The following is an 18,279-nucleotide window of genomic DNA, read 5'->3' on the forward strand; positions in this document are numbered from 1 at the left end:
AGATTTTCCAACCGCTCCCGGCTGTAAGGCTCCTTGATAGTCCGAGTTTGGTTATTGCGCTGAAATTTTTGATCTTCCATGATTTAGGATGTTTGAAGTATTGGTATTACTTGTAGGAATTTTACCTGGATCGGAAATTTGATATTGAGGTTTTCAATGTTGATACTTCCCGAATGGATGTACTGCATTTCACTAACAGCAAGGTCTTTTAAGTCAAAAATTCCCATCCTTGAAAACACCCGCGTATCAGTTTCCGGAGTCAGCAGGATAAACAGGTCATTGTCTGATTTTAGATTCATGGTGTCTGAACCCTGCAATTGAAAGTGGCGGTATCTAAGCAGATAATTTTTTCCTATTCCGAGTTCCTGCATTTTCGCGCAGGCAATCTCGATGGCTAATCCTTCTGTCATACCTCGATTGTTAAGTAAATTTTTACTGTGTAACCCGGTTTCATATCTCCTTTTAACTGGTCGATGTAATACCCTTCCAAAAGTGTTGAACACTTTTCAACCAGTACCGAAAATGAACTTTCCTTACCTCCGTCAATCCATGCTTTTCCTGAGCCGAACGAAACAGAATCTAAATCCGCGAAACTTGCCAGATCATAGTCATTCAATGGCATTTTTACGACCTCAGCGAAAAAGATGTCACGCTGTTCAGGAATACGAAGCCATAACCAACCTAAATCCTTTCTACCGATAAATCGGCTTGGTATTCCATTCGCGGTAATGGTAATGGCTTGAACACATTTCGTATTCCGTGGCAGTTTGATTTGAAGCTGTTTTTTTTCGCCCGGCTTAGAAATAGCAATGGTATGAATGAGGGTCTTTTTCATGGCTTAGGGTGTTACTGGTTTTTCAACTACTGAAAAGGTGTAAATCGTTACCCGGTAAGGGGTGAAAGACGTGTTCGGGTGGGTAATATCTTTGTAAAGAACATCCAGTTTCCCGTTCCCGGTGGCTATCTCCCCTAAAGTGATCATTCGCTGATCTGGGGCAACATTTAACCCCGACATCAATAGCTTGCTTTCGAATCCTTCAGGGAAAAGTTCAATGTCATTTAAAAGCATCTTTTGCGATCCCCGGTAAAACAGTAAGTCGTCCCGGTCGGATGTGAGCGCAATTCCTAAAAGGAAGTTTGCGTTCTTATCCAGTTCGAATTCGCCTTTGAATGATGCGTCCGCAGATGCGATAGAAATATCAAAGCGTTCTTTGATAAGGTGGTGTTTAAAACTCATGGCTGAAAATTGTTAAGTGGAAACTTAGGGTTAGCGGGGAGCCGGTTTTTGATCTCCCGGCCCCCGCATACGAACACTATTATAAGATCACGGTGTTGTTCCTGTTCCGTCCAACCCCACGTACAACCACTGCTCCGCAGGAACGTTCAACTGCGTTCCGAGTTCAACGGTGAATTCAATTAATTCCTCGTCGCGGATAAGGCGGGGGTTATCCAACTTGTAGTAACCCAAAGGAATTGTCATATCGTTATCCGTTGCAAATCTTCGGATTGCCTGGTTTTCCGGGATGATTTGTTTTCGGTTCGCTTTTAGCGAGAATTCACCGTTACAAATCGCTGGTACGGAAGCAACGCTGGTAAAGCGAATACCCTTGTGTCCTTCCGGGTTTGCCGGCTCTGCATTTACTCCCGTTAAAAGGTAGATACCACTAACCAGGAACACCATGTTTTTAGGAAGTTTGGCGTTGGAAATATTGCGTACACCGACTTCTTTATCATCCTGCGGTTCGAACATTTTGATCGTCTTGGAAGTGATTTTTTTCATGGAGTAGATCGTGTAGTCCGCAAGGCGAACACCACCTTTTAACAACTCATTTTTCACATGGGGCGGAAGCTGTTTAAAGTTCTTTTCCATTTCTCCGCGTGAGCGTCTTGAAACACCCACCTGAGAAGATTGAACAACCTTTTTTAGTGCTACTGCCTGTTGCACCGGGTTCGCACTTCTTACCATTCTGTTAATGGCATCAAGTCCGAAAAGTTCCCCTGCGTTGTTGTACTCTGAATTTAGGAAATCGTCCATAATTTTTGATTTAGTCCGCCAATTGGCGGTGGTGATTATTTACTGTTTGTTGATTACTGAAAGGAGTGTGGTTAGAGTTCGGAAAGGTCTGGTTCGTCGGAATCGCCGGATTCGTCGTACATCGCAAACGCGGCTTCCTGGCTTGCTGAATCCGGGTAATTCATCGAATAATCCGGCGCGGGTAAACTTTCCGGTTCGCGGTATAGTGCTTCCTGGGCTTGTTGTGCTTCGAACTCGTCTGCTTCCTGTTGATTGAACTGTTCGAACAGATCCAGGTCTGAAAGATCTATTGCTCCGACTGTTGAAAGGTCCTCGTCCAGTTCCGCCATTTTTGCCGCTGTTTTGGTCTCAGAATCTCCTTTTTTGAAAAGGCGGTCTAAGAAGTACGCAGCAAGCAAATCGTCTTTCACCGTTTTCAATCGGTCTTTGATCGCTTGTCCTGTTCCTTCCAATCCACCGACCCCGTTTACTGCTGCTTGTTTTGCTGCATTGGTAAACTCGATGTTCTTAGCGACTCCGTAAGCGATGGCCGAAGCCCCGGTAATTCGAAGTAGCCCGGATTGATCTTTGAAATGATGCCCCGCACCGATCAGGACTAAACCGAAGGGCAAAGACCATAGACCAGCCGCACCACCGATTGCGATACCGACCGGAACACCCAGTATAGCATCAACAACTGTTTTTAGTGCAGTGTTACCGACGTTTCCCGCCCCAGTTTCCCGCTCATTGTATGAGTCAAGAAACCCGGCAAGTCCACTGCGCTTGCCTTTTTTTCTTCTTTTTGACATGATGATTGGTTTTAAAAATTACAACAGCTTCACTTTCTTAATTCCGCCCTTAGCTGTCTTTGTTTGCTTTCCTTTCGATCCGGCGGGTGAACCTGAAAGATTTCTCGTTGATTCTTTTTTCTTACTGTTTTGGTAGGCCCTGTAACCCAGGTAAGCAAGCCCGATAGTTCCAATTACAATCCCGGCAGTTAGTGCCTTGTGTTCCTGTACCCAAGCCATAAGTCCTGCTTTTGGGGGTGTATCGTCTTTGGTCGGTGTGGTATCTTTGGCACTTGCTGTTCCGGCGCTGCTTGGTAGGTTATCCCCTGATGGGAGAACTGCCGGAACATCCGATTTTACAGGTACAGGAAGTGTCGAAACATCTAATTCGGTTGGTGTAGGAGAATCCCCGGTTTCGTCCAGTTCCGCGCGGTCTTCCATTTCCGAACCGCTCCCGGAACTTTCAGGCATCAAATCGGTTTTACTTGCAACAACAGGGGCCAGACGGTTTGCAATCAATGGGTTGTTTTTTACCACACTGCTTACATTCTTGGCAATGTTTTTCAAACTCATAGGACGGGTTTTTTCTTCTTCGTCCGCAGTATTGTCGTTAATGATCTCCTGCTGTTCCTGCGGGCTTCCCTTTTTGAAAATCCCTCCCAACTTTTTAATCATTGCGACAATGGCTGCAATAACTCCCGAAGCTGCGGCAACTGCCGCCCCAATTGTGATGGGTTCACCCAATCCGTTAATGGATGTGTTCGAGTGCATTTCGTCGAACTCTTCCGCGTAGGTATCATGTCCGATCACAGTCTGCAAATCCTGATAGTCCGAAACTGGCTGAACAATGGCACCGAGTCCATTTAGGGCTACTCGTTTATCTTTGTTTCCCTTTCCAGTCAGGATTGCTTTTTTCAGATTTTTCAAATTGCCACCGGCTCCGTAAAAGATGTTTTCCAGTTTCTTGCGAACCTGTTGTAACTGCTGATACTTTCCGGGTTCCATCTGGTTTGCGTTCGCTTCGGCTTCGGTCCAATACGCATAGCGTAATTTGGCAGCACCTTTTCCGATGTTCAGTTTCATACTTGCCAATATTCCGGCCCGGAGCAAAGCAGTTGCGGGATTCAGTTTGTTAATCACATTCAGCCCCTTTTTCAAGCGGTCTTTCAATGTCGGTTTTCCACTTGCTTTTTTTTCCTCGCGTTTTTCGGCGCGTTTTGCTTTTCGGGCTTCGCGTTTTGCCTTCCCCTCTAAACCTTCCAGATCTTCCGAATCGTAAAACAGCAGGGCTTCTGCATCTTCCGGAACATCGGTTCGTTCAAAGCCGAATGTTTGGTTTTCATCGTCAGCCCCGAAGTCGTCGTCCTCGTCGTCTTCAAAGCCGTTCAAATACTCTAGTTTCATACTGATGTCTTTTTTTTGGGTGTAGGGTACTTCGTAATTGAATGCGTGTACCACTGTGTCTAAAATGATTGGTTGATTTCCGACAAGTGCAACCGGGTAAACATGTTCGAAGTCCCGGCCCTCTGAATACTTCGTGATCCGGATCACAAAGGGGATTCTGAGGTTTGTAAGAATTGAACCTATAAAGACCGTTAAACAATCGCAATCCACTCCTGCAAATCGGTCTTTCCAAACCCGTGCAGGTCTTCGGACCTGTTCAATATTTATCGCATCTTTTTCGTACTGAATGTGATGAAAACAGAAGTTCCACACATTGTGGCAGGTTTCCTTAACGGAATCTGTTTTAAGCATCTTTGCCAGTTTTACAGTGTCGTCCAGGGTTTTCAAAATCACGTCTTTCATTAGACCCACCGTGTCATTTAGAGCCGCGTACTTCTTTACCTCGATGAACTCCCCTTTGGCTTGCTGGAACAGGTAGTTGTATTCATCTCCCCGCTCAATTGTTCGCTTTCCCGTTCTCATAACTTAATGCTTAAAGTTTCCTCGTGCGGGAAGTTTCCAATCATGCTGTAAACCTGTGAAATGGTTTCAACCTCGACCGTAATCTGGTCTTTAGGATCAGTGCTTTTAAATCGTTTGATCAAATCGCCGCCGACCGTGAGAAGATTTAGCCATGGTATAAAAACACTGGCTTCGATGTTACCTGTTTCATTAAAAGCACGGATGATGATTTTCCCGGTTTTGTCGCGAACATCTGCGGGAATATCATTCATTTGCATGTTGCTTGTGCCAATCAGTGTTCCGTTTAAACTTAACTTAATGAGTGGCGGAGTCATTGTCATTCTTGCTTTAGTGGGATTCTTGATGTTGTAGCGTATTACAATGCTTATCCCTTGTGCTGAGATTTTACCACGTTTCCCCGTTGCCACTATGACTATTTTTTTCTGCGCTCTGTTCAGGGATAATAGATATTTCCCGGTGAGTACTATGGCGCCTCCAATAACCAGATACTTAATTGCTTTCATGCTTTCCGTGCTTTTTTAGGTGGTGGGTTTACTCTTTGGGTGTTCCGGCCGGCTGGCCGTTGAGCTTTGCCGAAATACCCTTTACTTTTTCTTCCAGTCTGCCGACTTTCTTTACCATTTCTTTGAAATCCCGGTGGGCTTCTTTGATAAAGTATAGCGTGACGGCAACCAAAATGCTGTTGATAATCATTAATGCTTCCATGGCTTTTTCTTTTGCTTTTCTCAAAGTTCCGAAAGTGGCGACCGAGGCATTTTCAAAACGGTGAGCTTCGGTTACATTTGGTGTACTTTGGTGAACTTCGGTGTGTTTTTTTGAGGGTCAATTCAGGAAAACTTCGATTGTAGAAAATGGCTTATCCGGTCTTTGATCCAGTTTGTTGTTGATGATCCGCAGGTATTTTGCAACTTCGGAAGACATGCAACGATCAATTTTAAAAAGGATCGCTTCGAACAACTGGCGCATTTTCGTTTCTGAAACTCCGTGCTGTTGTCCCATTTCCTGGAAAGTCATTTCTTTCACTATTCGGTCAATCAATAAGCGGATCTGGATGTCCCGAAGCTCTGACCATAATTCGCGGTCGTGCTTGATCCAAAGGGTAAGGAAGATATTTACATCCCGTTTTTCAATGTTCATGATTTCTAAAATTTGGGGTTAACGATAAGGATTGATATAGGCCACAACTTCGTCGAAGTCCAGTAAGTTGTATTCACAGAACTCGCGAACCGTGAGACGATTTCCGGGTTTACCTAAAGCGTCCCGGATTGCCTGGTGCTCCAAGCGGGCGCGATTGATACTTAGTCCGGTAATTAGTTCAATTTCTTTGGGAGTAATAAAGATGCCGCCCTTTAATTGCTGCTTTTCCATGACAATTTGATTTAGATGATGTTTTTCAGCAAAAGAAGAACATTTGAAAAGTCGCCACAATCAAGGGATACAGAGGTATCCGCCAAGGATACGGGGGTATCCTTCCATAAAAAGGGGGGAGGGATAAAGGGGTATAGGAAAATGGTGTTTGAACGGCGATTTCATCCTAATCCTCAAAAATGAACTTTACACCATTGCAAGAGGTACTTTACACCATGATTTCATAACATTACACCATTGTACACCATGTTACACAAATTGCCAAAAACGGCACATTTCTGGCGTTTTTTTACAACCAAAAAATTTGAAGCGCATTAGATGAATTAGAGGGTAGAAAGTTTAATTGATAAGTGTACCAATCCCTCAATAAAAGTATTATTTAACTAAAATTACCAGTCAATAGATATATCAATTAAACAACTTTTCGTTAAGCTTGTAATAAACCTAGTGTAAACGTCCTAAATAATCGCCTTATGTGTGCCTTACAATCAAGCACTAGCCTAACCCCACATGAATTAATTTGCAAATACCCCGAAACCGAAAAATGGGGTTGGAACTCTTCAAAAATCGGCACTTTCTTTAGTGCAAACCTTTTAATTGGAAAACGTAAACTTCTTAAAGCCCGAATTACTGAAACTAGTTTTTTAGAGTTGATCGACTATTGTAACAAGTTACTGATAAAGAAAAGTGAGATTCTACTAGCGAAAACTTCCGTTAACCTTGATTTCTATACGCCTGACGAACTGGTACACAAATACCCCCAGGTAGTGGATGATCTGGATTGGAACGCGTCAAAGATTGGTGTGTTTTTCAATGCTGGTCTGCTTGACGGTTACAGGGACGGGAAAGAGTACAAAGCACTAATTAATGAAACCAGTTTCCTTGAATTGGTAAATTACGCAACCGCAATTTCGCTGCGGAAATAATAAACAAAAAAGGACTGTTTTCGAACAGTCCTTTTTGTTACTTCTTAGGTCCCTGCGGTTTTGGTGGATTGTTCCCACGACCGCCACCTGATGGTTTTCCTGTTGTACTTGGACCGTTGGGAGGTCGCTCTGTACTGTTTGATTTTGCCATTATTACACTTGTTTATTACTTGAATCTACTAACTGCAATAAATGAGCAGTATCGTCTTTATTCCAAATTGAATGATCAACATCCCAATAGAAAAAATGATACTTTGTGCCTTTTTCAGCATTCCTCTCTTTTGGAGGGCTGGACCCTGCTCTAGTGTACAGAACTACTTGATCTCCTTCCTTGACTTTATAATCGGGAAAGGCGAAAAAATGGCGCTGTTTGTTAGAAGGAGTTCCCTTTTCAGTAAATGTATTGTCAACAACGGCATAACCGGAAAGATTGCCATCTTTCGTAACTTCCAAAGCCAATCGCTGTCTAGTTTTATCTGATTGGTCTGAGACATTTAAAATTTTTAAGATCATTTTTTTTGCTTTAAGTGAATAATGTTGCGATAAGTCGCGGGTGTTTTGAGCGAGAAAAATAAGTAATATTCTGATTCGCAATTCTTTTAGGATCAAAAAAATAGAAACAAAAAAGAGGTGCGGTAACACCTCTTTCAATTTAATTTACCGGCTCTTTTTATGCAACTAAACAGAGTCAATCCAAATATATAAAATATTTCACACTTATGAGAATGAGTCCTCACAAATAAAATTATTGTCTCTTTTTAGGATTGGTCATATAAATGTCGAATTCATCCCAAGGCTTTGTAGTACTAATGTGAGGTTTTCCCGGAGGTCTCATAAGTTCTCCGTTGTATAATTTTTCAATAAAAATTTTAGGTTCTAATCCCGCTGTTAACAACTTGATTGTTTGCTCAATATCGTGAATTTTAAGTATGTAGCAATTTTCCCTATTCAAACTTTTGTATACCTTAAGTTCCGCTTCTAGGTGTATGACGTTTAATACGGTCCGCAAAGCTTCTTGATGGAGATAGATACCACCAAATTGCCTAATTAATGCTGAGACGTATTTTGTGTACTTCATTTCGCAAAACTACGAAATGTTCAAATTCAAATCAAAAAAAGATTAAAATATAATCAATTTGTTTTTACTCCGAATTTAATTAAATCTTCCGGTGAAGTTTTTAGATTACTAGAAATTGCAAAGAATAATTCGATAGTAACATTTTGCTCCCCTTTTTCAAGTCGTTGGATTGTGCGGACATCGACATTACAATTAGCAGCAAGTTCCTCCTGAGAAATTTTTTGCTCCTTCCTCATTGACTGAATTTTAGTTCCTAGCCTTTCTTTGTCGAATATATAGATTGTGTTCTCCACGGTCAAAAATCAGAAACCATAGAAAAAAATAACCCGACATATATGTCGGGTTTTGCATTTATTATTAGATTTGATTCTAAACAGGAAACATAAATTCCAGAAACCGATTAAATATTTAATTTTGATCAACTAAAAATAAACTTTCACTGAATCGGTAAAACAATTGTGTTACAACCAATTACTCTTACCCCTTCTGCGAACAAACACTTAATATAAAATGCAATACAACAGCAACGAAAAGCAGATTATAATTGACATTCTGCATAAATCGTTTATGGATAATAAATCCGTGAATTTTGTAGTAAAACAGGACAATAAACGTGAAGCTAGGATTAGGAAACTAATGGAGTATTCCTATTTTAAAGGAAAACATTTTGGTCAAATTTATATCTCAAAAGATCAAAAGACTTGCGCTATAATATTGGACCCATCTAAGCAAAAAACCACACTAAAAAGTATTTTGTGGGATCTGAAACTGGTTTTCGGCTGCATGGGAATTTCAAACGTCAAAAAGGTTCTAAAACGCGAAAGCGAAATCAAAAAACATCACCCGGACTTTCCATTCCTTCATCTATGGTATATCGGTGTAGAGCCGGCGGAACAGGGTAAAGCTAAAGGAACTGAAATGATGGCGCGAATTATCCATGATGCAAGAGAGAAGCGATTACCAATTTATTTGGAGACATCTACCGAGAGAAACTTTCCATTTTACGAAAAGCTCGGGTTTAAAGTTATCTCTGAAATAAACACTTTAGGTTATCCATTAAAAATGTACTTAAAAGAGAATTAAGCAAATGTTTGGAACGGAACTTAAACTAACAACATTCATTTTTACCTGCATTGAACTAATCGTTTTATTTTTTCAATTACCGAATTATTTATCTCGTAGGCAAGACAAATCCCGATTCAGGTTTTTGATTCTCATTATTGCTTTTATTTTTTATAATCTTTGCAGTGGATTACTCCCAGACGAACGGATTCCGATTCACATTCTCGCACAAAACATTTTAGCATTTGGCAGCGGAATTATACTTGCCACCTATTACTTTTATTATTTGGTTCAGGAACTAAACATTTCCCAGGAAAAGCTATTCAATACAAAAGTTCTATTTTGGAGTTTAGTTTTATCTTTTGGAGTAGGCTTCATTCTTACATATTTTATTACTGGTAGTATCGCCATTTCAAAACGAAATTTCATTTTTCTCCCGGTTCTAATCTCGATATATTTTTGCATTACTACCGTTAAGTTTCTTTCGAAAAAAAGAAAGAAACAGAAGTTGGAAGAAACACCTTTTAAACTCATGATATATTCCGGCTACATAGGAATTATTTTCATGGCAACGATGCCAATTGTTGTTTTCTTCGGTGATTATCAGACAATAAATAATGGATTGGTAAACATTAGCTTCGTAATTACCTTTTATGCATATACGAAGTATTATTTATTTCAAAGCAAAGTAGAATATAACTTACTTAAAAAAGCAGGTTTCTTAGGAATTAAAGAAACTACTAATGAATTGAATGAATTGCAGTCGGCATTACTTGAAAAAAGCGGGCTGACTTCAAGGGAATTGGATATTGCCTATCTGATCCTAAAAAACAAAAATATGACCTATGAAGACATCGCCCAGGAAACATTTATCACTCCAAAAACTGTTTCAAAACATGCTTCAAATATTTATAAAAAAACAGAATCCAATAACAAAAAAGATTTTATAGAGAAATTTAGCGGAGAAAATTTCAAATCAGAATCTTCTGTGGATTCAATTGAAAATCAGTTAATTAACAAAAACACGTACGAAACACGTACGTGAAAATTGAAAAATACGTGTAAAATACGTGTTTTTTTGAAGCTGAATTTTGACATTAATTTTAACGTTGCATTCGAATTAAAAATACTTGGTTTTGAAGCGTAAATAGGTTACGAGGTTGAAAGCTATCTTTGTGACGCAATATTGAAAAATGATCAAATTATTCCATCAAAGAACTATTCACCAAATTCCCATTTATTAAAAAGAACTTCAGTCATTAAAACGAGAATCTGTAAATCTTGTTTTATCATATTTCATTGGTTACAGACAGTTGAAATATGAGTGTTAGTATTGGAATAAATGCCGAAAACCAATACAATACTTTAAAATTTAACCTCGGCACTATAAAAATATACTTATGAAAAAAATCACTTATTTGCTGTCTTTATCAGCATTATTTAGCGTTAATCAATTATTTGCGCAAGAAAACAACATTACCGAAAATGGAAACGTTGGTATTGGTACTGGTTCCGCTGCACCAACCGCGCGTTTGCAAGTTGCAGGATCAACACGAATTGACTCAACGCTGACAGTTAACGATTCGGTAGTAATGGCAACAAGTGCTCGGGTAGGAGAAGATTTAAAAGTCGAAGGAGACCTTTATCTTCCAAATATTCAGCAATTGAATAGCATTCATGAAGAAACTATTCTTGTTAGTGGTGAAAATGGAATTACTAGAAAAGTCGCAGCTACTACTTTAAGAGATATAATCTATTCAAGAAACTGTGATATTGTAACTGGCGGTTCAGTAGCTAGTCCATCATGGGCGAATGGACCAAACAAATTGTTCAGTGAATGTCCGCAGGTTCTTGTAGGAATCGGGACTTCCACTCCCACCCGCCAACTCGATGTTGTAGGTAACGCTAAGGTTAGCGCACATTTATGGGCAAATGGCTCTGTTTCTATTGGGTCAGATATGGGTACATTTTCAAAATTAAGTATTGTAAATACGAACCGCCCTGCCGTGATTTTTGGTAGTGCAGTTGGAAATACACAACCATATCAGCGCCTAATGAGATTTGAATATGATAACCCCGACACAAAAATTATGGAAGTATATAATACGTCAACGAATCAACTGGCCATGGAACTAAGAGCTGACGGACAAATGGACCTTTTCAATGGGGTTGCTAATATCTTCCATTTTGGAACAAATGGGATGTTTTCAGTAAGCAACAATACTCAAAAAACTTTTGTTGTTGAAGCCAGCGGATTGACCCGAGCACGGAAGATCAAAGTAGATGCAGACGTTTGGGCGGATTATGTTTTTGAGCCAACTTACAAATTGATGCCATTAAGTGAGGTAGAAAGCTTCCTAAAGGAGCACAAGCACCTTCCTTCTATTCCGTCTGAAAAAGTAATGAAGGAAGAAGGGATTGACCTAGCTGAAATGAATGTGAAGATGATGGAAAAAATTGAAGAATTGACACTCTATTTAATTCAGCAAAATAAGGAATTGGAAAAAGTAAAAGCAGAATTGGAAACATTAAAACAAGAGAAACCATGAGAAAGGTATTATTAAGTTTATTGGCATTGCTCACATTAACAATAGTGAGTCCGCCAGTCAGTTTAAGTCAAACGCCAAACATGCACGGTAGGCTTGCAAAATATTGGTTCTATCGGTGGCGTTTACGCAACGACTTTATGGTAATGGGCGAAGGTCCAGGACAGAGTTTAGTTGCTGATGTAAGGAACAAATGGCGAGCACAGTACATGCTATGGGGCGATGTAACCATTATGCATGGTTACTACTTAACCATGCTTGCCCTTGAACACAAAATTCTGCAAGACAAAGGAAGATGGGCCGATTTAAAAAACAACGAACGAGAATTATATTATGCAATTAAAGCTTTTGAACGTTTGGATCGTGTAGCAGAAACATTTTATTCTTCAGAACCAGGTTTCGACGAAATATATAGAACTGGTGATTCAAGATTACCTGAAGATGTAAACGGTTATTTTTTTCGTGACGATGTGCCACCTGATTTTTTAAATCTTGATCCGGATATTGATAACCATAATGAGTTTACTCCTAATTACTATTCACTAACAAACGAAAAAACAGGTATTGATTATGGATTGTTGACATATAGTAAAAGTGATTATTCCGGTTTATGGGGGTTAGCAGGAAGTGTTACTTCAACAACACCACCAGAACCAACCGATCCTTTAAACCCTATTGTTAATTATAAAAAAGGCTTCGATGAAAATAAATATGGTTTCGGCGAAGAAAGTCAGGATCAAGTAATTCGATTATTGTTAGGTTTTTTCTCCATCATAAAGAGTATTCCAGATATGCCTTTTGGGATTGATAAAGACAAGGATGGAGTTGATGATGTAATCATGAATTTTCACGAAGAAGCCAAAAGACATAGTACCAATATCATTGGGCGAATGGCTGGCCAATTCAGTGGAACCATGGACATACCCCCAAGTCAAAATTTACCAGTTCTTTATCCATCATTGGGAATCCCGGGCGCACCCTATTGGACAATTATCAATCCACGTTTAAAAGAAGTTCAAATCGGTTCATCCCCGTTTCAATATATGATTCCGATGCAAATGATTTCTGATCCCTTATTTACTACCGGGAACGACATTGGGCTTGGTTCTTCCAGTTATTCAACCATTATGAGTTATAATCCGGTTGCACAGGCTTTATGGAATTCCGGAATCAATGGTTACAATGATAATGTAAATGCTAAAATGGCTTTGATCTTAAATGTGATTTCAAACAGTGGGTCCGGTTTTCTGCCTGTACCGCGATTTGTAGCTAATAAAAGTGCTGATCAAGACATTGATGGTCTATACGTTCCTTTATATGAATATTTCTGGGGATGGGATACCAGTGACAATGAAAACGATGAAGAAAGAAAGCAACATGCCTACAATTACGCCAATTTGATGTTAGATCAAGCTCCATGTGTGGGGCCGCATAATTTTGGATATACTACTTATGGAAACCCTGAACATAATTATGTTCCAGATGGACCTTACTCTGCCGTACAAGATCCAGATGGAATTCCGATTTACTGGAATGTTCCTTTTATTTTCGATGGTGATCATGATCGATGGGATGATGGCATTAAGGGCGATGATATCATGGAAGGTTGGTTTTCAGGTGTTGATTATATGATGTTATATAATTTGATCTATGCCAATGATGATGGAGACAAACCCCTTTATCACGATCTGATTAATCGACTAGTAGATTACGATATCAATACGGACGATTATACAGACATGATGGTTTATTCAGGAGAAGGTTTGATGATCGGGGCTTTTGAAAACTTAACTGTTAATGCAAACATCTATGGAAATACACCTGTTACTTTAAAAGCCCTGGATTACGTACAATTGGACGCAGGAATTTACGATCCGAATAACATGCCAGAAGGGATCACCATTGAAGTTGGAAAAATTACCTGCGGAAATCTTTACACTTCCCAAAATACACCTTATTCCATTGCAGTAAATGATTCATGTCAAACTTGTGGTTTGGATAATCAAATAGGAAGTTTCGTTGCTCCATCTACAAGCGGGAAGGACTTAAGTTTGCCAATAAAGATGCCCACTCCTTCCGAATTTGAACAACGGGCGATTTTAAATCAAACCGCAGGTCTGAATTCCACTAACGAAAATGGAGTATTTTTATTCCCTAATCCGACAACTGATTTTCTACAAATCTCAACGAGCAATTTACTTCAGCAAATCTTAGTTTTAGATCAGAATGGAGCAGTGGTTAAACAATTTGCACCATCTAATAATTTATACGATATTCGTGAATTGGCATCCGGAGTATATACCATTATTCTAAAATTCAATAATAATGATACACAACACATTAAAGTGGTTAAGTTGTAGTTTTATCCTACTGAGTGTTCTTTCTTGTAAAAAAGAAAAAGGAGCTCTTGACGACCTCAATCCAGGAAAATTTGACTTTGTTTATATATTAAACAATAGTTCCGGTCAAGATACTGTAAAAGGTGAGTTGTCAGGACCTTACATACAAGCTGCGGACTACTATTTTTGGATAAAGCAGGATTTGCAAATCGATAAATCGCTGAAATTTTTTAGAGTTGGAACTTACAAGAGTATTATTAACCAGCGCTTTTTAGCTCAGGTGAATACAAATTCAACAATTACTTATGAAGATCACAACTCGGATAATTTATTGATTCAATTTGAATCAGGTGACACTCTTTCAGGTAGTCTCACTTTAACACGAAAAGAATAATCTATGTTAAGACTTGGAATAATACCTTTTATAGCATTTTGTTTGTTTATTTCAGGATGCCATAAAGAAAATGGAAAGCGCGAATACGAAATAAAATTGTTGTTCGATAACGGTGATATATTGACAGATGTCGGAACTGTTACGGAAAAAGAAACAACAGTGAAAAAGTATCACGGGAAGGCCATATATACAACGGTATTCAACGATTATTACTTCCTGAAAGTGAATGGTAAATTTATTTGTTCAGGTGAAATAATTGCTGACGGTAAACATGGAGATCTTTCTCTGGAAGGAGCTTATACCCAAAAGGGAAGGGCTTACACTGTGGACGATGGTCATTTTGAAATCATTTGGCGTGACGTTAATGGTGACCCATGGACCAATTCCGTATTGACCGGTAAATGGACTTTTAAACGTAAATAGTTTTGTGACGGCAGCGACACACTTTGAGAAATTCAAAGTGTGTCGCTCCTTATTATCCTATTCTTTGAATAAGGGGGGGCTCCTTTGTTTAAAATCAAAAATTTTACAACCACTATGAACGAACCAAAAACGGGTCATGTTCCAATCTTAGATTTTGTTACAATTGTAAGTGAATTAATCCAAATTGATTTAATACTTCAAAGTAATTTTCACTCAACAAATTCAAATGAGCAGACAAACGAAAAAACTATTCAATTCAAAGTACGGGACAGTATTTTTAGATTGATTGTCATAAAAAATGAAGATATTCAACTGGAAGCTGTAAAATGGTATTTTCAGAAAATCGAAGAAGTTTACTCAATTGATCTAATAACAAATCAGGACGACCTTGGAAAAACTTCTATTGAGATAATGCACGGATTGGAAAAGTTCCGAGTTAAAGCCATTAAGCTCAATTTTTAAGTTTAACGAAAAGAATATTATATCAAAATTGTTTCAGTGTTTACCACAATTTGAATTGCGGAAAACCACATATTTTTTAAGCGGAAAATAGCATCAAAGAATTTATTGTTAGTATTGAACGCTAAACAAGAAACCTTTTCAATATACAATCGTATACCCGGCTCTAATGACTATTGAACAAATAAAAGAACAACTATCCAACAATTTCATCGGAATTTTGGCTGCGAATAAAGGATTTACCTTAGATAAGCCGAGTTCAGATTTTGGCGTGGATTACCAACTAAAAAAGGCTGTTCCTTACGTCAATCCAAAAGGTGAAACGCGATATTTAACGGATGGTAACTACCTGGATATTCAGTTGAAATCAACTACCGAGGACAACATAACTTATACAACAAATTCAATTAAATACGTGTTAGAAGCTAAAAACTACAATGATTTAATTGAAAGAAAATCTAATGGTTTTGCTCCTTTAATATTAATTCTTTTTATTCTGCCTGCTGATGTGGCAACCTGGGTTAACATGGATGCTTCTGAAATTAAACTGCGCCGGAATGCATTTTGGTATTATCCTCCGGATGGAGCTGTTCAAACAGAAAACGGAAGAACGATAACAATTGAAATTGATAAATCAAATTTACTTGATGCAGATTGTTTTAATAATTTGCATTTAAAATTCTTTCCGTGAAATGATTGTTATCAGTCAAAATATAGTACAATTTCTAGTAAATCGGTCATGGAGTGTAAGCCAAAGTAATGATTCATTTACCATATTGAAACCGCCTACGGAATTTAACTTTCCTATGGAATTTCAATTGAAAATTCCTAACAATTTTAATAAAATAGATTCTGATCTTTTTTTGAATAACATTCTAAATATAATTGGTGACTTTTATACTCTTACACTCGATGATTTAAATGTAATTTTTCAAAAACAAAATACAGTTCTTAAGGTACGGGTTTATGACGATAATACATCAGAAGGGAATATTTCACTCAATAGATTCGAGGAACTAATTGAGAGAATACGAACAATTTTAAGTGATACAGCTAGTTTTGTCATTGATCGAAGTGTTACCTCAACCAGGATTCCGGAAGAGGTTGCAAGATATTTGAACCTATGCAGTTTTATGCAAACTGAAAAGGGAAGCTTCGTTGCGAAAATTCAATTACCATCGGAAGAACTTATTAAAGATGGCGAATTGTTTGAACGAGGGCAGGTTTACTCAAAAGAGATAAATAATAAACTTTCTGAGGTTCTTTCATTTGTGCAACAAAACATTTTAGAAGGAGACGTGAATGTTACAGACGAATATCTTATTGAGAATGAGGATAAGCTGAATATCAAATTGCTAAAGGACATTGAAACCTTTTATAAAAAGGCCAATTTAAAGAACATTGATTTTTCGTTTCACAGTATCGATAATAGCCAAGTAATAGTAAACCAGGAAATCACCGGCGCTAAGTTATATAAGTTAAATCAATTTGTATCTGCTATAGAATCACACACTTTTGATATTGGTATATACACTTTTACAGGGACAATCACTGCATTAAAATCGAAAGATCCTGACGGTGGTCATAATGGGGTAACTTTCGCATGTATTTTCGAAGACATGCCAATGATAGTAGCTGCCAATTTGAATAGTGACCAGTATAAAAGAGCTATTGAAGCTCACAAAATGAAATTAAATATTACCGTAACGGGCCAAGCAAAAAAAACTAAAACCAGGGCTAGGTTAATTGAAATTCTCAGATTTGATGTCGAAGAGTAGGATAAATGATAAAACGAATATTGAGAAAAGACAATCATATACTATTTACTAAATCTACCAAGAGTATGAAAGATTTTAAAAGTAAGATAAAGGAAGAACTTGATCTAGACATAACCATACAGTCAGTAAAGGAAGGAATAACAACTAATGAATCTGGAACGTATCTAATTACCGGGTTGTCCCATCCTCTTGTAAGTAGGTATAATTTAGAATCATTTATTAACTTTTTCCCGGAACATAATGATCACTTTAATGGAAGTGTAATATACTGTCGCAAAAAAGGAGAGAATATGTTTACACGTATCGGCGACATTGATGTGTTTAATTTGTTGAAAGAGTACAGAAATAATTATTAATTGATACCTAAATCAATTGATAATACGAAAGTTCAGATTCATCTTATTTAAGGTCAAAAAATGGAGACCATGAGTGATTCAACAATTGAAAATGATACAATAAAAACTTTTAGGGAAAGACAGGAAAAATTTGTCTATTACTTAATGGGGCTAAATGTGGCGGCAATTGGTTTTACTGTCTCAAATACCATTGATTTGAACCATATTTATGGAAATCATATCATGCTGTTATTTGCAGTAGTAGCGTGGCTAATTTCAATTGCTTATGCTATCAAATGGATTCTAACCCAATTTAAGTTGTTGCAATATGATATGCACCAACGCGATATTAACGCTGGTTTAGTTGAAAAATGGTTTCATGATTCAACACCACCAGAAGGATATAAAAAAGCTCAGATCGAACAGTTAAATGTTCAAATCCGAGCCAAAGTTATTAAAAGTGAAAAAGCTTATATGTGGATGTTAGTTCTATTCTTTTTAGGGATCGTCTTGTTCTTATTCTGGCGAATAATGGACATTTTAGACATTCTAAAATATTCGATCAAATGATACAGGCATTTAAATCTTCAAGAAAGTTCGATTTCTTTCCGGCCCGATGTACCAAAAAATAAAGGCTGAGAAGTTTTCTTCTTGGCCTTTTATTTTTTGTCTTCATTCTCGTTCTCATACTCATTCTGTCTCAGCCTTTATTTTGAGAATGAGAAACAATCAGCCGCGGCTGAGAGAATGATGATTTTGAATTGTAGTTCTGAAAAAGAATCCGTACATTCAAGTAACAACTACATTTCACTACTATGTTTGAATTTCAGAACTTGGAGGCTT

23 protein-coding genes are annotated in these 18,279 nt (G+C 38.1%); 11 read left to right on the forward strand and 12 right to left on the reverse strand.

Going from position 1 to position 18,279, the window contains the following annotated elements; all coding sequences use genetic code 11:
• Positions 1 to 83: 83 nt before the first annotated feature.
• The 10 genes from ABDW02_RS16060 to ABDW02_RS16105 form a co-directional block, all read right to left on the reverse strand.
• Positions 84 to 410, reverse strand: a complete 327-nt coding sequence (locus tag ABDW02_RS16060; protein WP_343636290.1) for a hypothetical protein — start codon at positions 408 to 410, stop codon at positions 84 to 86.
• Positions 407 to 835: a hypothetical protein gene (locus tag ABDW02_RS16065; RefSeq protein WP_343636292.1), complete on the reverse strand. Its 429-nt coding sequence runs from the start codon at positions 833 to 835 to the stop codon at positions 407 to 409. The genes ABDW02_RS16060 and ABDW02_RS16065 overlap by 4 nt, the downstream gene beginning before the upstream one ends.
• A gap of 3 nt (positions 836 to 838) precedes the next feature.
• Positions 839 to 1,237: a hypothetical protein gene (locus tag ABDW02_RS16070; protein ID WP_343636294.1), complete on the reverse strand. Its 399-nt coding sequence runs from the start codon at positions 1,235 to 1,237 to the stop codon at positions 839 to 841.
• Between the two features lie 87 nt (positions 1,238 to 1,324).
• Positions 1,325 to 2,035 (reverse strand): hypothetical protein, encoded by a 711-nt coding sequence (locus ABDW02_RS16075; protein WP_343636296.1) that lies wholly within the window; start codon positions 2,033 to 2,035, stop codon positions 1,325 to 1,327.
• A gap of 71 nt (positions 2,036 to 2,106) precedes the next feature.
• Complete coding sequence (locus ABDW02_RS16080) at positions 2,107 to 2,823, reverse strand: hypothetical protein (protein WP_343636298.1); 717 nt, start codon at positions 2,821 to 2,823, stop codon at positions 2,107 to 2,109.
• An 18-nt stretch (positions 2,824 to 2,841) separates the two neighbouring features.
• Complete coding sequence (locus ABDW02_RS16085; RefSeq protein ID WP_343636300.1) at positions 2,842 to 4,728, reverse strand: hypothetical protein; 1,887 nt, start codon at positions 4,726 to 4,728, stop codon at positions 2,842 to 2,844.
• Positions 4,725 to 5,231: a hypothetical protein gene (locus ABDW02_RS16090; RefSeq protein ID WP_343636302.1), complete on the reverse strand. Its 507-nt coding sequence runs from the start codon at positions 5,229 to 5,231 to the stop codon at positions 4,725 to 4,727. Before ABDW02_RS16090 ends, ABDW02_RS16085 begins: the two co-directional genes overlap by 4 nt.
• A 28-nt stretch (positions 5,232 to 5,259) precedes the next feature.
• Positions 5,260 to 5,457 (reverse strand): hypothetical protein, encoded by a 198-nt coding sequence (locus ABDW02_RS16095; RefSeq protein ID WP_343636304.1) that lies wholly within the window; start codon positions 5,455 to 5,457, stop codon positions 5,260 to 5,262.
• A 93-nt stretch (positions 5,458 to 5,550) separates the two neighbouring features.
• Positions 5,551 to 5,865, reverse strand: coding sequence for a hypothetical protein (locus ABDW02_RS16100; protein ID WP_343636306.1), 315 nt, complete (start codon positions 5,863 to 5,865; stop codon positions 5,551 to 5,553).
• 18 nt (positions 5,866 to 5,883) lie between these two features.
• On the reverse strand, positions 5,884 to 6,096 hold the full coding sequence (locus ABDW02_RS16105) for a hypothetical protein (RefSeq protein WP_343636308.1): 213 nt from the start codon (positions 6,094 to 6,096) through the stop codon (positions 5,884 to 5,886).
• Positions 6,097 to 6,569: 473 nt separating this feature from the next.
• Between ABDW02_RS16105 and ABDW02_RS16110 the strand changes: the two genes are divergently transcribed.
• Positions 6,570 to 7,022, forward strand: coding sequence for a hypothetical protein (locus ABDW02_RS16110; RefSeq protein ID WP_343636310.1), 453 nt, complete (start codon positions 6,570 to 6,572; stop codon positions 7,020 to 7,022).
• 153 nt (positions 7,023 to 7,175) lie between these two features.
• On the opposite strand, the gene ABDW02_RS16115 is transcribed toward ABDW02_RS16110, so the two are convergent.
• Together ABDW02_RS16115 and ABDW02_RS16120 are read right to left on the reverse strand one after the other, a co-directional pair.
• Positions 7,176 to 7,664 carry a hypothetical protein gene (locus tag ABDW02_RS16115; RefSeq protein ID WP_343636312.1) on the reverse strand — a complete coding sequence of 163 codons (489 nt, stop codon included), beginning with the start codon at positions 7,662 to 7,664 and terminating at the stop codon, positions 7,176 to 7,178.
• A gap of 489 nt (positions 7,665 to 8,153) precedes the next feature.
• The gene (locus ABDW02_RS16120; RefSeq protein WP_343636314.1) at positions 8,154 to 8,393 is read right to left on the reverse strand and encodes a helix-turn-helix transcriptional regulator; all 240 of its coding nucleotides are present in this window, start codon (positions 8,391 to 8,393) and stop codon (positions 8,154 to 8,156) included.
• Between the two features lie 274 nt (positions 8,394 to 8,667).
• On the opposite strand from ABDW02_RS16120, the gene ABDW02_RS16125 reads away from it, so the two are divergent.
• The 10 genes from ABDW02_RS16125 to ABDW02_RS16170 all read left to right on the forward strand — a co-directional run bounded on the left by ABDW02_RS16125 (position 8,668) and on the right by ABDW02_RS16170 (position 18,006).
• Positions 8,668 to 9,183 carry a GNAT family N-acetyltransferase gene (locus ABDW02_RS16125; protein WP_343636316.1) on the forward strand — a complete coding sequence of 172 codons (516 nt, stop codon included), beginning with the start codon at positions 8,668 to 8,670 and terminating at the stop codon, positions 9,181 to 9,183.
• A gap of 4 nt (positions 9,184 to 9,187) precedes the next feature.
• The gene (locus ABDW02_RS16130; RefSeq protein WP_343636318.1) at positions 9,188 to 10,207 is read left to right on the forward strand and encodes a helix-turn-helix transcriptional regulator; all 1,020 of its coding nucleotides are present in this window, start codon (positions 9,188 to 9,190) and stop codon (positions 10,205 to 10,207) included.
• Between the two features lie 355 nt (positions 10,208 to 10,562).
• Positions 10,563 to 11,711: a hypothetical protein gene (locus tag ABDW02_RS16135; protein ID WP_343636320.1), complete on the forward strand. Its 1,149-nt coding sequence runs from the start codon at positions 10,563 to 10,565 to the stop codon at positions 11,709 to 11,711.
• Complete coding sequence (locus tag ABDW02_RS16140; protein WP_343636322.1) at positions 11,708 to 14,068, forward strand: T9SS type A sorting domain-containing protein; 2,361 nt, start codon at positions 11,708 to 11,710, stop codon at positions 14,066 to 14,068. The genes ABDW02_RS16135 and ABDW02_RS16140 overlap by 4 nt, the downstream gene beginning before the upstream one ends.
• Complete coding sequence (locus tag ABDW02_RS16145; protein ID WP_343636324.1) at positions 14,034 to 14,441, forward strand: hypothetical protein; 408 nt, start codon at positions 14,034 to 14,036, stop codon at positions 14,439 to 14,441. Before ABDW02_RS16140 ends, ABDW02_RS16145 begins: the two co-directional genes overlap by 35 nt.
• Positions 14,442 to 14,444: 3 nt before the next feature.
• Positions 14,445 to 14,864 (forward strand): hypothetical protein, encoded by a 420-nt coding sequence (locus ABDW02_RS16150; RefSeq protein WP_343636326.1) that lies wholly within the window; start codon positions 14,445 to 14,447, stop codon positions 14,862 to 14,864.
• Between the two features lie 114 nt (positions 14,865 to 14,978).
• On the forward strand, positions 14,979 to 15,326 hold the full coding sequence (locus ABDW02_RS16155; protein ID WP_343636328.1) for a hypothetical protein: 348 nt from the start codon (positions 14,979 to 14,981) through the stop codon (positions 15,324 to 15,326).
• Between the two features lie 166 nt (positions 15,327 to 15,492).
• Positions 15,493 to 16,014 carry a DUF4365 domain-containing protein gene (locus ABDW02_RS16160; protein ID WP_343636330.1) on the forward strand — a complete coding sequence of 174 codons (522 nt, stop codon included), beginning with the start codon at positions 15,493 to 15,495 and terminating at the stop codon, positions 16,012 to 16,014.
• A gap of 115 nt (positions 16,015 to 16,129) precedes the next feature.
• Positions 16,130 to 17,101, forward strand: coding sequence for a hypothetical protein (locus ABDW02_RS16165; protein ID WP_343636332.1), 972 nt, complete (start codon positions 16,130 to 16,132; stop codon positions 17,099 to 17,101).
• 425 nt (positions 17,102 to 17,526) lie between these two features.
• Positions 17,527 to 18,006: a hypothetical protein gene (locus tag ABDW02_RS16170; RefSeq protein ID WP_343636334.1), complete on the forward strand. Its 480-nt coding sequence runs from the start codon at positions 17,527 to 17,529 to the stop codon at positions 18,004 to 18,006.
• Positions 18,007 to 18,279 lie beyond the last annotated feature (273 nt).

The organism is Fluviicola sp., assembly GCF_039596395.1.
Classification (GTDB): Bacteria; Bacteroidota; Bacteroidia; order Flavobacteriales_D; family Crocinitomicaceae; genus Fluviicola.

Coding starts and splice junctions, on each gene's coding strand:
- ABDW02_RS16060 (WP_343636290.1), bottom strand. CDS start 410: ATGACAGAAGGATTAGCCATCGAGATTGCCTGCGCGAAAATGCAGGAA.
- ABDW02_RS16065 (WP_343636292.1), bottom strand. CDS start 835: ATGAAAAAGACCCTCATTCATACCATTGCTATTTCTAAGCCGGGCGAA.
- ABDW02_RS16070 (WP_343636294.1), bottom strand. CDS start 1,237: ATGAGTTTTAAACACCACCTTATCAAAGAACGCTTTGATATTTCTATC.
- ABDW02_RS16075 (WP_343636296.1), bottom strand. CDS start 2,035: ATGGACGATTTCCTAAATTCAGAGTACAACAACGCAGGGGAACTTTTC.
- ABDW02_RS16080 (WP_343636298.1), bottom strand. CDS start 2,823: ATGTCAAAAAGAAGAAAAAAAGGCAAGCGCAGTGGACTTGCCGGGTTT.
- ABDW02_RS16085 (WP_343636300.1), bottom strand. CDS start 4,728: ATGAGAACGGGAAAGCGAACAATTGAGCGGGGAGATGAATACAACTAC.
- ABDW02_RS16090 (WP_343636302.1), bottom strand. CDS start 5,231: ATGAAAGCAATTAAGTATCTGGTTATTGGAGGCGCCATAGTACTCACC.
- ABDW02_RS16100 (WP_343636306.1), bottom strand. CDS start 5,865: ATGAACATTGAAAAACGGGATGTAAATATCTTCCTTACCCTTTGGATC.
- ABDW02_RS16105 (WP_343636308.1), bottom strand. CDS start 6,096: ATGGAAAAGCAGCAATTAAAGGGCGGCATCTTTATTACTCCCAAAGAA.
- ABDW02_RS16110 (WP_343636310.1), top strand. CDS start 6,570: ATGTGTGCCTTACAATCAAGCACTAGCCTAACCCCACATGAATTAATT.
- ABDW02_RS16125 (WP_343636316.1), top strand. CDS start 8,668: ATGGATAATAAATCCGTGAATTTTGTAGTAAAACAGGACAATAAACGT.
- ABDW02_RS16130 (WP_343636318.1), top strand. CDS start 9,188: ATGTTTGGAACGGAACTTAAACTAACAACATTCATTTTTACCTGCATT.
- ABDW02_RS16135 (WP_343636320.1), top strand. CDS start 10,563: ATGAAAAAAATCACTTATTTGCTGTCTTTATCAGCATTATTTAGCGTT.
- ABDW02_RS16140 (WP_343636322.1), top strand. CDS start 11,708: ATGAGAAAGGTATTATTAAGTTTATTGGCATTGCTCACATTAACAATA.
- ABDW02_RS16145 (WP_343636324.1), top strand. CDS start 14,034: ATGATACACAACACATTAAAGTGGTTAAGTTGTAGTTTTATCCTACTG.
- ABDW02_RS16150 (WP_343636326.1), top strand. CDS start 14,445: ATGTTAAGACTTGGAATAATACCTTTTATAGCATTTTGTTTGTTTATT.
- ABDW02_RS16155 (WP_343636328.1), top strand. CDS start 14,979: ATGAACGAACCAAAAACGGGTCATGTTCCAATCTTAGATTTTGTTACA.
- ABDW02_RS16160 (WP_343636330.1), top strand. CDS start 15,493: ATGACTATTGAACAAATAAAAGAACAACTATCCAACAATTTCATCGGA.
- ABDW02_RS16165 (WP_343636332.1), top strand. CDS start 16,130: ATGGAATTTCAATTGAAAATTCCTAACAATTTTAATAAAATAGATTCT.
- ABDW02_RS16170 (WP_343636334.1), top strand. CDS start 17,527: ATGAGTGATTCAACAATTGAAAATGATACAATAAAAACTTTTAGGGAA.